Source organism: Streptomyces sp. NRRL S-87 (assembly GCF_000719335.1).
In the GTDB taxonomy this organism is placed as follows: domain Bacteria; phylum Actinomycetota; class Actinomycetes; order Streptomycetales; family Streptomycetaceae; genus Streptomyces.
The window spans coordinates 82,572-95,163 of sequence record NZ_JOGB01000003.1 but is presented as its reverse complement, the minus strand read 5'-3'; the positions used below and the strand labels follow the sequence as shown (position 1 = coordinate 95,163).

10 protein-coding genes and 1 tRNA gene are annotated in these 12,592 nt (G+C 71.8%); 4 read left to right on the top strand and 7 right to left on the bottom strand.

Annotated elements, in window-relative coordinates; genetic code table 11:
• Nucleotides 1-4: 4 nt before the first annotated feature.
• Complete coding sequence (locus IF43_RS0102600; protein WP_051794575.1) at nucleotides 5-721, top strand: class E sortase; 717 nt, start codon at nucleotides 5-7, stop codon at nucleotides 719-721.
• Between the two features lie 114 nt (nucleotides 722-835).
• On the opposite strand, the gene pknB is transcribed toward IF43_RS0102600, so the two are convergent.
• The 6 genes from pknB to IF43_RS0102570 all read right to left on the bottom strand — a co-directional run bounded on the left by pknB (nucleotide 836) and on the right by IF43_RS0102570 (nucleotide 8,925).
• Nucleotides 836-2,848, bottom strand: coding sequence for a Stk1 family PASTA domain-containing Ser/Thr kinase (gene pknB / locus IF43_RS0102595; protein WP_030193269.1), 2,013 nt, complete (start codon nucleotides 2,846-2,848; stop codon nucleotides 836-838).
• A gap of 166 nt (nucleotides 2,849-3,014) precedes the next feature.
• Nucleotides 3,015-4,481, bottom strand: a complete 1,467-nt coding sequence (locus tag IF43_RS0102590; RefSeq protein ID WP_030193267.1) for a penicillin-binding transpeptidase domain-containing protein — start codon at nucleotides 4,479-4,481, stop codon at nucleotides 3,015-3,017.
• Complete coding sequence (locus tag IF43_RS0102585) at nucleotides 4,478-5,902, bottom strand: FtsW/RodA/SpoVE family cell cycle protein (RefSeq protein ID WP_030193264.1); 1,425 nt, start codon at nucleotides 5,900-5,902, stop codon at nucleotides 4,478-4,480. Before IF43_RS0102585 ends, IF43_RS0102590 begins: the two co-directional genes overlap by 4 nt.
• Nucleotides 5,903-5,933: 31 nt before the next feature.
• Nucleotides 5,934-7,412, bottom strand: a complete 1,479-nt coding sequence (locus IF43_RS0102580) for a PP2C family serine/threonine-protein phosphatase (RefSeq protein ID WP_030193260.1) — start codon at nucleotides 7,410-7,412, stop codon at nucleotides 5,934-5,936.
• 129 nt (nucleotides 7,413-7,541) lie between these two features.
• Nucleotides 7,542-8,057, bottom strand: coding sequence for an FHA domain-containing protein (locus tag IF43_RS0102575; RefSeq protein WP_030193259.1), 516 nt, complete (start codon nucleotides 8,055-8,057; stop codon nucleotides 7,542-7,544).
• Between the two features lie 10 nt (nucleotides 8,058-8,067).
• Entirely contained in the window at nucleotides 8,068-8,925 is an 858-nt protein-coding gene (locus tag IF43_RS0102570; RefSeq protein ID WP_030193258.1) for a DUF3662 and FHA domain-containing protein, read from the bottom strand.
• A 318-nt stretch (nucleotides 8,926-9,243) separates the two neighbouring features.
• Here IF43_RS0102570 and IF43_RS0102565 point away from each other — a divergent pair.
• From IF43_RS0102565 to IF43_RS0102555, 3 genes are all read left to right on the top strand, one after another.
• Nucleotides 9,244-9,326: transfer RNA gene (locus tag IF43_RS0102565), tRNA-Leu, on the top strand.
• Nucleotides 9,327-9,479: 153 nt separating this feature from the next.
• Complete coding sequence (locus tag IF43_RS0102560) at nucleotides 9,480-11,210, top strand: histidine kinase (protein ID WP_030193256.1); 1,731 nt, start codon at nucleotides 9,480-9,482, stop codon at nucleotides 11,208-11,210.
• A gap of 6 nt (nucleotides 11,211-11,216) precedes the next feature.
• Nucleotides 11,217-11,903 (top strand): response regulator transcription factor, encoded by a 687-nt coding sequence (locus IF43_RS0102555; RefSeq protein WP_267884722.1) that lies wholly within the window; start codon nucleotides 11,217-11,219, stop codon nucleotides 11,901-11,903.
• Between the two features lie 130 nt (nucleotides 11,904-12,033).
• Here the strand turns inward: IF43_RS0102555 and IF43_RS0102550 are convergent, their stop codons facing one another.
• Nucleotides 12,034-12,546: a MarR family winged helix-turn-helix transcriptional regulator gene (locus tag IF43_RS0102550; RefSeq protein ID WP_078909860.1), complete on the bottom strand. Its 513-nt coding sequence runs from the start codon at nucleotides 12,544-12,546 to the stop codon at nucleotides 12,034-12,036.
• Nucleotides 12,547-12,592 lie beyond the last annotated feature (46 nt).

Sequence of the window (12,592 nt, the reverse complement as noted above, 5' to 3'; positions counted from 1 at the left end):
GACCTTGTCACGAGGCCGCGGCGCACGCCGCTCCGGGCCGCGCAGGAGCCTGCTGGCCGGGGCCCTGAGCCTGCTCGGCGAGCTGCTGATCACCACGGGCCTGGTCCTCGCCCTGTTCGTCGTCTACTCGCTGTGGTGGACCAACGTCCTCGCCGACCGCTCCGCCGCCGAGCGCGGCGACGAGGTCCGCCGGGCCTGGCGCAGCGCCCCGCCCGCGGGCGCGCCCGGCGCCCTCGACACCAGGGACGGCATCGGCTTCCTGCACGTGCCCGCGATGGACGGCGGCGAGGTGCTGGTCAAGCGCGGCACCTCCGCGGACGTGCTCGACGACGGCGTGGCCGGCTACTACACCGACCCGGTCAGGTCCGCGCTCCCCTGGGACCGTACGGGCAACTTCTCGCTCGCCGCGCACCGCGACGGGCACGGTGCGAAGTTCCACAACATCCACAAGTTGCGGGACGGCGACCCGATCGTCTTCGAGACCCGGGACACCTGGTACGTCTACCGGGTCTTCGCGGAGCTGGCGCAGACCTCGCGGTACGACACCGGCGTCCTGGCCCCCGTACCGCGCGCGTCGGGCCGTACCGCGCCCGGCCGGTACATCACGCTGACCACCTGCACGCCGATGTACACGTCGAAGTACCGCTACATCGTGTGGGGCCAGCTGGTGCGGACCGAGCGGGTGGACGCGCGGCGCACGCCCCCGGCCGAACTGCGCTGACGCCCCCGCCGCCGGACCCCACGCACGCACCGCCACGCACGCACCGCCACGCACGACGCTCCCCGCCGGACCGGTGGTCCGACGGGGAGCGTCCGTGTTCCGGGGCGGGCCGGGTCAGCCGAAGATGCCCGAGATCGTGCCGCCGTTGTTGTTGCCGCCCTGCTGGCCGCCCTGGTTCTGGCCGCCGGCCGTGGTGACCACGTTGACGGCGCTGCCCGGGGCGAGCTTCTCGCCTGCGTCCGGCTGGCTGAGGACGATCACCGCGGCGTCGTCCGTCGGACCGGTGATCTGGCCCAGCACGAGCTGGCGGGCGGCGAGCAGCTGGCGCGCCTCGCCCACCGTCTTCCCGGCCAGTCGCGGCACCCGGACCTCCTGGCCGGCCTTGGCGACCGTCACGTTGACCGTGGAGTCGGGGGCCACCGAGTCGCCCGGGTTCAGGCTCTGGGTGACGATCGTGCCCGGCGTGTTGGTCGAGTCGACCTCCTCGGTCGAGCCCAGCTGCAGACCTGCCTCCTGGAGCAGCTGCTTGGCCTCGTCCGGGGTCCTGCCGACCAGGTTGGGCACGGTGACCTTGTCGGCCTCCTTGGCCACGGTCAGCGTGATCTTCGAGCCGGCCTCGACGGAGGAGTCGCCCTTCGGGTCCTGGGAGAGGACCGTGCCGGGCTTGCGCTCGTCGTTGACCTCGTTGTCCCGCTCGACCTGGAAGCCCTTGTCGGTGAGCTGCTTCTCGGCCGCCTCGAAGGAGATGCCCGTGACGTCCGGGACGAGGACCTTCGGCGCACCGGTGGAGATGACGACCCTGATGGTGTCGCCCCTCTTCAGCTCGGTGTCCTTGGCCGGGTCCTGGCTGCAGACCAGGTTCTTGGCCTGGTCCTTGCAGGGCTCTTCCTTGTCCTTGACGACCTTCAGCCCGGAGTTGTCCGCACTCGTGATCGCCTCCTGGAGGGTCTTGCCCACCAGGCTCGGCGCGCTGACGGTGTCGTTCGACGTGCCGTTGACCAGCGTGCGGCCGATCAGGATCGCGCCGACCAGCACCAGGACCGCCGCGACGACCAGCAGGATGGTCGAGAGGTTCGACTTCTTCTGCGGGCGGCGCCGGGCCGGGCCGCGGTCGTCGTACCCGTGCGGGTCGTAACCGCCGTCGCCCGGGGGCATCGGGGGCATCATCGCGGTGTGGCCCTGGTCGGTCGACCGCAGGGCCGCGGTGGGCTGGTCCGGGTAGCCGTAGCCGTTGCTGTCGTAGCCGCCGTAGCCGACCGCGCCCAGGGCGGCGGTGGCCGCCACCGGCTGGCCCTCCAGGCACGCCTCGATGTCGGCCCGCATCTCGTCGGCCGACTGGTAGCGGTAGTCGGGGTCCTTGACCAGGGCCCGCAGGACGATGGCATCCATCTCGGGCGTGATCTCGGGATCGAAGTTGCTCGGCGGCTGGGGCTCCTCGCGCACGTGCTGGTACGCGACGGCCACCGGGGAGTCGCCGACGAACGGGGGCCTGACCGTCAGCAGCTCGTACAGCAGGCAGCCGGTGGAGTACAGGTCGGACCGGGCGTCGACGGTCTCGCCCTTGGCCTGCTCCGGGGAGAGGTACTGGGCGGTGCCGATCACGGCCGCGGTCTGCGTCATGGTCATGCCGGAGTCGCCCATCGCGCGCGCGATGCCGAAGTCCATGACCTTGACCTGGCCGGTGCGCGTCAGCATGACGTTCGCCGGCTTGATGTCGCGGTGCACGATGCCCGCGCGGTGCGAGTACTCCAGCGCCTGGAGGATGCCGACGGTCATCTCCAGGGTGCGCTCGGGCAGCAGCTTGCGGCCGGAGTGCAGCAGTTCGCGGAGGGTGGAGCCGTCGACGTACTCCATCACGATGTACGGGATGGAGATGTTGTCGACGTAGTCCTCGCCGGTGTCGTAGACCGCGACGATGGCCGGGTGGTTGAGCGAGGCGGCGGACTGTGCCTCCCGGCGGAACCGGGCCTGGAAGGACGGGTCGCGGGCCAGGTCGGCGCGCAGCGTCTTCACGGCCACGGTGCGGCCGAGCCGGGTGTCATGGGCGAGATACACCTCGGCCATGCCACCACGGCCGAGCACCGAGCCCAGCTCGTACCGGCCGCCGAGGCGACGCGGCTCTTCCATAGCTACTACCAGCCCTCTCCGTCAGTCCCGACCGCACCCGTGTGTGGTCCGGCGGTGTGCTGTTCGGGCAAAGGCTACCGGCCCGGGCCGGGTCTGGATCGCCCTGAGGCATCCTGATACCCGACCGGTACCGTCCTCACCAGGCCTGCCCAGGAGGTGACTTTCGTCACCCCTGGCTCTTGAGTACCGCCTCCATGACGTCCTTGGCGATCGGACCGGCCAGGCCGCCACCCGTGATGTCCTCGCGGTCGACCGAGGCACCGGCGTCCTCGACGACCACGGCGACGGCGACCGGGGAGCCCTTGTCCGTCTTGGCGTACGAGATGAACCAGGCGTACGGCCGCTTCGAGTTGCGCTCGCCGTGCTGCGCGGTACCCGTCTTGCCGCCGACCGACACACCGTCGATCTTGGCGACCTTGCCGGTGCCGTTCTCGACGACGGACACCATCATGTCCTGGAGCTTCTGGGCGTTCTCCGGGGACAGCGGCCGGCTCATCTCCTCCGGCTCGGTCTTCTCCAGGACGTCCAGGTTCGGCGCGGTCAGCTCGTCGACCATGTACGGCTTCATCAGCTTGCCGTCGTTCGCCACGGCGGCCGCGACCATCGCCATCTGCAGCGGGGTGGCGGCGGTGTTGTACTGGCCGATCGCGGAGAGCGAGTTGCTCGGCCGGTCCATCTCCTTGTCGTAGACGCTCGCGTAGGCGCGGACCGGGGTGTCGATCTTGCCGTTGTTGAAGCCGAACTTCTCCGCGGTCTCCAGCATCTTGTCGCGGCCCACCTTGTCGGCCACGTTCGCGAACACGGAGTTGCAGGAGATCTCCAGCGCGTGCTTCAGGCTGGCCTTCTCGCACCCGTGGGCGTGGTTGACCATCGGCGTGCGCGTGGTCGGCAGGTAGAACGGCTCGGGGGTGTCCGTCGGGGCCTCGACGTCGGTGATGACGCCGTGCTCCAGCGCCGCCGCCGAGGTGACCACCTTGAACGTCGAACCGGGCGGGTAGGTCTCGCGCAGGGCGCGGTTGACCAGCGCCTTCTCCTTGCCGTCCTTCAGCTCCACCCACGCCTTCTCGTCCTTCTTCGAGTTGCCCGCGAAGGAGGAGGGGTCGTAGGAGGGGGTGCTGACCAGGGCGAGGATCGCGCCGGTGCGCGGGTCGATGGCCGCGACCGCGCCCGTCTTCTTGCCGAGGCCCTTGTACGCGGCCACCTGCGCGGCCCGGTTCAGGGTCGTGCGGACGTTGCCGCCGGCCTTCTTCTCACCCGTGAACATCCCGATCGTCCGGTCGAAGAACAGCCGGTCGTCGTTGCCGGTGAGGATGCCGTCCTCCAGCGACTCCAGCTGCGTGGAGCCGAAGGCCTGGGAGGCGAAGCCGGTGACGGGCGCCCACATCGGACCGTCGATGTAGGTGCGCTTGTACTTGTAGTCGCTGCCGTCGGTGACGGCCGAGCCGGTGATCGCCTTGTCGCCGACGATGATGTTGCCGCGCTCGGAGGCGTACTGGGCGATCTGGACCCGGCGGTTCTCCTTGCGGGTCGCGAGCTCCTCGGCCTGGACGTACTGCAGCCAGTTGGCGCGCAGCAGCAGGGTGAGGATCAGCAGCCCGCAGAAGATCGCGATGCGGCGGAGGGGCTTGTTCACGAGGGCCGCACCACCTGGGTCAGCTCGGAGTCGGTCGAGGAGGCCGGCATCGGGGCCGGGCGGCGGGCGGTGTCGCTGATGCGGATCAGGATGCCGATCAGGGCCCAGTTCGCGATGACCGAGGAGCCACCGGAGGCCAGGAACGGCATGGTCATACCGGTCAGCGGGATCAGGCCCATGACGCCGCCGGCGACGACGAAGATCTGGATCGCGAAGGCGCCCGTCAGGCCGATCGCGAAGAGCTTGCCGAAGGGGTCGCGCGAGGCCAGGGCGGTGCGCGCGCCCCGCTCGACGATCAGCGCGTACAGCATCAGGAACGCCATCACCCCGGCGAGCCCGAGCTCCTCGCCGACGGTGGTGAAGATGAAGTCGGAGTTCGCGGCGAACAGGATCAGGTCCGAGTGGCCCTGGCCCCAGCCCGTGCCCAGCACGCCGCCCGAGCCGAAGGACATCAGGGCGTTGCCGACCTGCTCGCAGGCGCCGGAGGTCTTGAAGCAGGAGAAGGGGTCGAGGAAGGCGTTGACGCGCGCCCCGACGTGGGAGGAGAAGTTCGCCACGGCCACCGCACCGCCGGCCGACATCAGCAGGCCGATGACGATCCAGCTGGTCCGCTCGGTGGCCACGTAGAGCATGACCACGAACATGCCGAAGAACAGCAGCGAGGTACCGAGGTCGGTCTCGAAGATCAGGATGAGCAGGCTCATCGCCCAGATCATCAGGATCGGGCCCAGGTCGCGGCCGCGCGGCAGGTACAGGCCCATGAAGCGGCGGCTGGCCAGCGCGAGCGCGTCCCGCTTCACCATCAGGTAGCCGGCGAAGAACACCGCGATGACGATCTTCGCGAACTCACCGGGCTGGATGGAGAAGCCGCCCACCGAGATCCAGATCTTGGCGCCGAAGACGTCGGCGCCCAGACCCGGGACGACCGGCAGGATCAGCAGGACCAGCGCCACGGCCATGGAGATGTACGTGAACCGCTGCAGCGTGCGGTGGTCCTTCATGACCAGCAGCACGACGACGAACAGCGTGATGCCGACCGCCGTGTAGAAGAGCTGGTTGGGCGCGGCGGGGGAGAACCCGCCCCAGGACCGCTTGGCGAGGTTCTGCAGCCGCTCGGACTGGTCCAGGCGCCAGATCAGCACCAGGCCAAGGCCGTTGAGCAGCGTGGCCAGCGGCAGGAGCAGCGGGTCGGCGTACTTCGCGTAGCGGCGCACGACGACGTGCGCGATGCCCGCCAGGAGGCCGAGGCCCAGGCCGTACGCGATCATGCCGGGCGGCAGCTTGCCGTGGATGGCCAGCCCCGCGTTGGCGTAGGCGAAGATCGGGATGGCCACGGCGAGGCCGAGGAGCACGAGCTCGGTGTTGCGCCGGCTCGGCAGCTCGATGGCCCCGATGGTGGTCGTGTTGGTGACAACGCTCATGGTGTGGCAGGCCCCCTGCGCCCGCTTGGCTCTACTGCTTGCCGCACTGGTTGACCAGCTTCTGCTCTTCCTCGGTGAAGGTGGGACCGGGGGTCGGCGCGGGCGTCTTCTGGGTCTGCGTGCCGCTGCCGGTGGTGGCGGCCGGCGGCTTGGTCGTCTTCTCGGCCTTCTCGCGCTCCTGGGCCTTGCGGCACGCGGAGGCCTGCACGGCCAGATCCTCGATCTTCGCGACGGCCTTGGCGCGGTCGCCCTCGTTGATCGTGGCCTCGACCTGCTTGCGCTTGAAGTCCGGCAGGTACTTGAGTTCGATCTCGGGGTGGTCCTTGTCGACCTTCGAGAGCTTGATCCAGGCCAGGTCCTGGCTGATGCCCCGGTACAGCGCCACGTGGTCGTCCTTGACGCCCACGTAGTACTGGGTCTGGGTCCAGCGCCAGCCGCCGTAGAGGCCGCCGCCGACCACACCGAGCGCCAGCAGCAGGAAGAAGGACCTCTTGAGCCACTTCCGGCCGCCCCGGCGGGGCTTGAACTCGTCCTCGTAGCCGTCGGCGTCGCCGTACTCGCCGAAGGAGCCGTACTGCTCCGGCGGCGCGCCGTAGGCGGGCGCCTCGCCCGACCCGGGCGGGCCGAAGTGGCCCGGGGCCGGCGGGGGCGCCTGGCGGCCGAGGCCGGCGGCGCGGCCGGCCGGGGTCTGCATGGCGCCGCCGTCGAAGAGGTGGTGCGGCTTCTCGGCCACCGCGCCGACCACGACCGGGCTGTCGTTGAACTGGGCGGCCAGGGTGTCGCCGCTGTCGTTGTCCAGGACGTCCGCGACGATGCAGGTGATGTTGTCGGGGCCGCCACCGCGCAGGGCGAGCTGGATCAGTTCCCCGACGGTCTCCTGCGGGCCGTGGTAGCCCGCGAGGGTCTCCTCCAGGGTCTGGTGGGAGACCACGCCGGACAGGCCGTCGGAGCACACCAGGTACCGGTCGCCGGCGCGCACCTCGCGGATGGAGAGGTCGGGCTCGACGTGGTCGCCGCTGCCCAGCGCGCGCATCAGCAGGGAGCGCTGCGGGTGGGTGGTGGCCTCCTCCTCGGTGATGCGGCCCTCGTCGACGAGCCGCTGCACCCAGGTGTGATCCTGCGTGATCTGCGTCAGCACGCCGTCACGCAGCAGGTACGCGCGGCTGTCGCCGACGTGCACCAGGCCGAGCCGCTGGCCCGTCCACAGGAGCGCGGTGAGCGTGGTGCCCATGCCCTCCAGCTGCGGGTCCTCCTCGACCATGACGCGCAGCTGGTCGTTGGCGCGCTGCACGGCCACACCGAGCTGGGTCAGGATGTCCGAGCCGGGGATGTCGTCGTCGAGCTGGACGAGGGTGGAGATCACCTCGGAGCTGGCGACCTCACCGGCGGCCTGGCCGCCCATGCCGTCGGCGATGGCGAGCAGGCGCGGGCCGGCGTAACCGGAGTCCTCGTTGCCCTCGCGGATCATGCCCTTGTGCGATCCGGCGGCGAACCGCAGAGAAAGACTCATGCGCACCTCGCCCGTCGGCTCCGGGTACAACCGGTCTCGAGCCACTCTGCCCACCCTCCGGTCGGGAGCGCGCTCGGGTCCGCTTCGGGGACCGCCGCGGCTCGCTCGCTCCGCTCGCTCATTGTCGTACTACTTCCGCAGCTCGATGACGGTCTTGCCGATGCGGATCGGGGCACCCAGCGGGATGGGTGTCGCGACGGTGAGCCGGGCCCGGTCGAGGTACGTGCCGTTGGTGGACCCCAGGTCCTCGACGATCCAGTTGCCGTCTCGGTCGGGGTAGATCCGCGCGTGCCGGCTCGACGCGTAGTCGTCGTCCAGCACGATCGTCGAGTCGTGGGCGCGGCCCAGGGTGATGGTCTGGCCCTGCAGCGCGACCGTGGTGCCGGTCAGGGTGCCCTCGGAGACGACCAGCTTGGTGGGCCCGCCGCGGCGCTGGCGCTGCTGCGGGGGCTGCGGCCGGCCGCCGGCGCCGGCAGCGGCCTGCGCCTGGGCGCGCGCCTCGGCGCCGCCGCCGCGGCGCGCACCGCGCTGCGTGACGCGCGTACCGAACAGGTCGCTCCTGATGACCTGGACGGCCACAATCACGAACAGCCACAGAACGGCCAGGAAACCCAACCGCATGACCGTCAGGGTCAGCTCTGACATTGCCCCCGCTTCACCCTTCGGCTTGCCGGTAAATGATGGTGGTGCTGCCCACGACGATCCGCGAGCCGTCGCGGAGCGTAGCGCGGGTGGTGTGCTGCCCGTCCACCACGATGCCGTTGGTGGACCCGAGATCCTGGATCGTCGAGGGCGTTCCGGTCCGGATCTCGCAGTGCCGGCGCGAGACGCCGGGGTCGTCGATCCGCACGTCGGCTTCGGTGCTGCGGCCCAGCACCAGCGTCGGGCGGGAGATCTGGTGGCGGGTGCCGTTGATCTCGATCCAGCGGCGGACCTGGCCGCCGCCGGTCGCGGGCGCCGGACCGCCGCCGGGCCCGGGCCGCCGTGGCGTCGCGCCCGGGGGCGGCGACGCCGGCATGGGAGGGGCGCCGGCCGGCGGGTAGCCGTAGCCGCCCTGGGGCCCGCCATGGGCGGGGCCGGCGGGGGCGCCGCCGCGCGGGTCCCCGTGGCCGCCACGGCCCTGGTCGGCCTGGGAGGTGCTCGACGCGAGGGTGCGGCTGCGGACCCGGTACAGGCCGGTGTCCAGGTCGTCGGCCTTCTCCAGGTGGACCTTGATGGGGCCCATGAAGCTGTAGCGCTGCTGCTTGGCGTAGTCGCGGACGAGGCCCGCGAGCTCGTCGCCGAGCTGGCCGGAGTACGGGCTCAGGCGCTCGTAGTCGCCCGCGCTGAGCTCGACGATGAAGTCGTTGGGGACGACGGTCCGCTCGCGGTTCCAGATGGTGGCGTTGTTGTCGCACTCGCGCTGCAGCGCACCGGCGATCTCGACCGGCTGGACCTCGGACTTGAAGACCTTGGCGAAGGTGCCGTTCACCAGACCTTCGAGTCGCTGCTCGAACCGCTTCAGAACTCCCATCGGGCACCTCCTCCGTCGCTGTCGCCCTGTACTGCTTACTGATCGTATCCACGCGTAGGGAAAACGGCTGGTTCCCCTTGGCCGCCCCGCAGATGAGTGTCAGTCCTCACAAGGGATCGTAGAGGGGGGCTGGGGACAGTGTCCCGCACCCGGGACGGACGGTGGGGACGGACCGTGGGGACGGAGCTCCGGGAAGGGCCCGTCGGTGCCCGATCCGGGGTCCGGGGAAAGCGATGTGATTCCACCCCGTCCGACGTGCTAATGTTCCGGTGTCGCCAGGGGAACGGCCCGAAAGGGAAAGACCTCAGGTAGCTACTCGGGCGAGTGGCGGAACGGCAGACGCGCTGGCTTCAGGTGCCAGTGTCCTTCGGGACGTGGGGGTTCAAATCCCCCCTCGCCCACAGTGGGAAACCCCCCGGACTCCGGTCCGGGGGGTTTCTTCGTGTGCGCTGCGTGCACGGCGCACAAGTGCGGGTGTCCGGGGCGACTTTCGTCGGAGAAGGCGAGACGAAAGAGAGCGGCCGCGGGCCGGTGCGCACTCCTAGGGTCGGGACGTGGATGTGAAGTCGAAGCTCCGGGACGCCCGGACCTGGCTGAAGGGGCCCGAGCCCTGGTCGCGGCGCCGGACCGCGGGCGAGTGCGTGCTGGCGGGCGTACTGGTGCTGCTGGCCGCCGGCCTGGAGGACCTGACCGGCTCCTCGTGGCAGCGGCAGCTCGTGGTGGCCGCGGGTGTGGCATTGCTCTCGTTGCTGCGGCGACGGCTGCCCGCCGCCGTGCTGGTGGTCTCGGCGGCCCTCGGCGCCTTCGTGGTCGGCATGGGGCCGGTGACCATCGTGGCGGGCTGGTCCGCGGGCCGCCGGATCGTCGGGGCGGGGCGGGCGCTGGCCGCGTTCACGCTGGCGTACGTGCTCGGCGTCGCGATCGCGATCGTCGACGGGTGGTCGGAGCAGCGGCCGTTGCTGCTGGTGTTGTTCTCCACGCTGCTCTACCTCGCGACCGTGGTGATCCCCGGTCTGACCAGCCGGTACTGGACCCAGCGCCGGACCCTGTTGCACGCCCTCCAGGAGCGCAACGTGCAGCTGCTGCGCGAGCGCGAGATGGTCGCCGGCCAGGCGCGGCTGCGCGAACGGCAGCGGATCGCCCAGGACATGCACGACAGCCTCGGCCACCAGCTCGCCCTGATCTCCGTCCACACGGGCGCGCTGGAGGTCGACCCCGCGCTGACGGATCGTCAGCGCGAGGCGGTCGGCGTGCTGCGCGGGGCCTCCGTGGCCGCCATGCACGAACTGCGCGAGGTGGTCGGGATCCTGCGCGACGGCGTCGAGGCGCCGCCGCAGGACGAGGTGCAGGCGGCCGCGCGCGGGGTGGCCGGGATCGCGGGCGTGGTCGAGGCGGCCCGGGCCGCCGGTACGGACGTGGCCCTGACCTCCTCGGGGGCGGCCCGGCCGCTGGCGTCGGCCTGCGACCACGCGGCGTACCGGATCGTGCAGGAGGCGCTGACGAACGCGTACAAGCACGCGCCGGGCGCCGCCATCACGGTCGAGCTGCGGTACGAGGACGACTCCCTGGTCGTCGAGATCGCCAACGGTCCGGCGGCCGGGCCGACGCGCGGCGAGGTGGTCAGCGGCGGGCAGGGCCTGACGGGCCTGCGCGAGCGGGCCCGGCTGGTCGGCGGCATGGTGCACGCCGGGGCCACGGAGGACGGGGGCTTCCGGGTCGCGGGCGTGCTGCCGTACGGGACGGAGCAGGCGGGGGCGTACGCGGCGGACGCGGTCGGGGTGCGGGACCCCTGGGTGGTGCGCCCCGGGGTGGTGGCGGGGGCCGCCGACGACTTCGGGCAGCAGGCCTCGGGGATGCTCGCCACCCGCGCGCCCATGGACTGGGCCGCCGTGGACCGCGAGCTGGGGCGCCGCGGCCGCTTCCGCACGGTGGCGCTGGGCTGCGGGATCGTGGTGGCGGCGCTGGTGCTGCTGGTCGTCGCGGCGGTCGTCTCGATGATGTTCCTGATGGGGTCGGTCTCCAAGGGGATGGCCGACCGGGAGACGTACGACTCCGTGCGCGTGGGCGAGGCCGAGTCGGACGTACGCGCGAGGCTGCCCAGCGGCGACACGGTGCTGACGTCCGGCCTCGGCAAGGGCGGGCCGCCGCGGCCCGCCGGGGCGTCCTGCCTGGTCCTCATGTCGTCGGAGGACGCGGGCGGCCTGACCGACGCGGAGCCGGTGTTCCGGTTCTGCTTCAAGGACGGCAAGCTGATCGAGAAGCAGTCCTACGAGGTCAAGCGGTAGGTGGACGTGAGTCAGGGGAGCCAGGGCGGTCGCGGGGTGCGCGTGCTCATCGCCGACGACGAGCCGCTGATCCGGGCCGGGATCAGGATGATCCTCACCTCCGACCCGGGCATCGAGGTGGTGGCGGAGGCGGCGAACGGCCGCGAGGCCGTGGAGCTGGCCCGGGCCCACGTGCCGGACGTGGTGCTGCTCGACATCCAGATGCCGGTCATGGACGGGCTGACGGCGCTCGGCGAGCTGCGCCGCGCCGTGCCGGCCGCCCGGTCGCTGGTCCTGACGACCTTCGGTGAGAAGGACAACGTGCTGCGGGCGCTGGGCGAGGGCGGGGCCGGGTTCCTGCTCAAGGACTCGGCGCCGGCGGAGCTGATCGGCGCCGTGCGGGCGGCGGCGGCCGGGGACGCGTACCTCTCGCCGGCAGCGACGCGGCACGTGGTGGACCAGCTCGCCGCCGGCGGCGTCGCGGGGCGGGTCGCGGCGCGCGGCGAGGACGCCCGGCGGCGGGTGGGGGAGCTGAGCGAGCGCGAGCGCGGGGTGCTGGCACTGCTGGGCGAGGGGCTGTCGAACGCGGACGCGGGGCGGCGGCTGCACATGAGCGAGGCGACCGTGAAGACGTACGTGAGCCGGATCCTGGCGAAGCTGGGGTGCGAGAACCGGGTGCAGGCGGCGCTGCTGGCGCGGGACGCCGGGCTGTAGGTCCGCGCGGTCCTGCCGGCGCGGGACGACGGTTGTGGGTCCGCGCGGTGCGGTGTCGGCGCGGGACGACGGTTGCGGGCCTGCGCGGTGCGGTGTCGGGGCGGACGCGGGCCGTGGGCGGCCGGGCCGGTCAGGCGTTGTTGTAGCGCAGCAGGTAGCCGGCGAAGCGTTCCAGGTCCTCGGCGGGCCAGTCGGCGAGCCGTTCCTCGTAGGCGTCGCGGCGGCGCCGGTGCGCGGCGGCCAGCAGGCCGCTGCCGGCCGGGGTGGGGTGCAGCACCAGGACCCGGTGGTCGTCCGGGGAGGCGCGACGCTCGACGAGGCCGAGCCTGAGCAGGGAGGCCAGCTGCCGGCTGACCGTCGACTTGTCGAGCAGGTAGTGGGCGGCCAGGTCGGAGGCGCTGCAGCCCTGCTGCTCCTCGATGTGCGCGAGCAGGGTGTACGAGACCAGCGGCAGCTCGGGGTGGAGGCGCTGGGCGGCGGCCCGGGCGCGCCGGGCGAAGGCGGTGAGCTCGCGCTCGATGACTTCGACGGTGTCGGGGGCGGTCGGCCCGGCCAGCACGGCCGCGCCGACTGGATCGACCGGGTCGACTGGATCGAGGGAGTCGACCGGGTCGGCCACCCGGGGGCCGTGGTCCTGGCTCATGAGTTGCAGAGTACAACTTGTTCGGCCGGGCGGGGCGGCGGGGCGC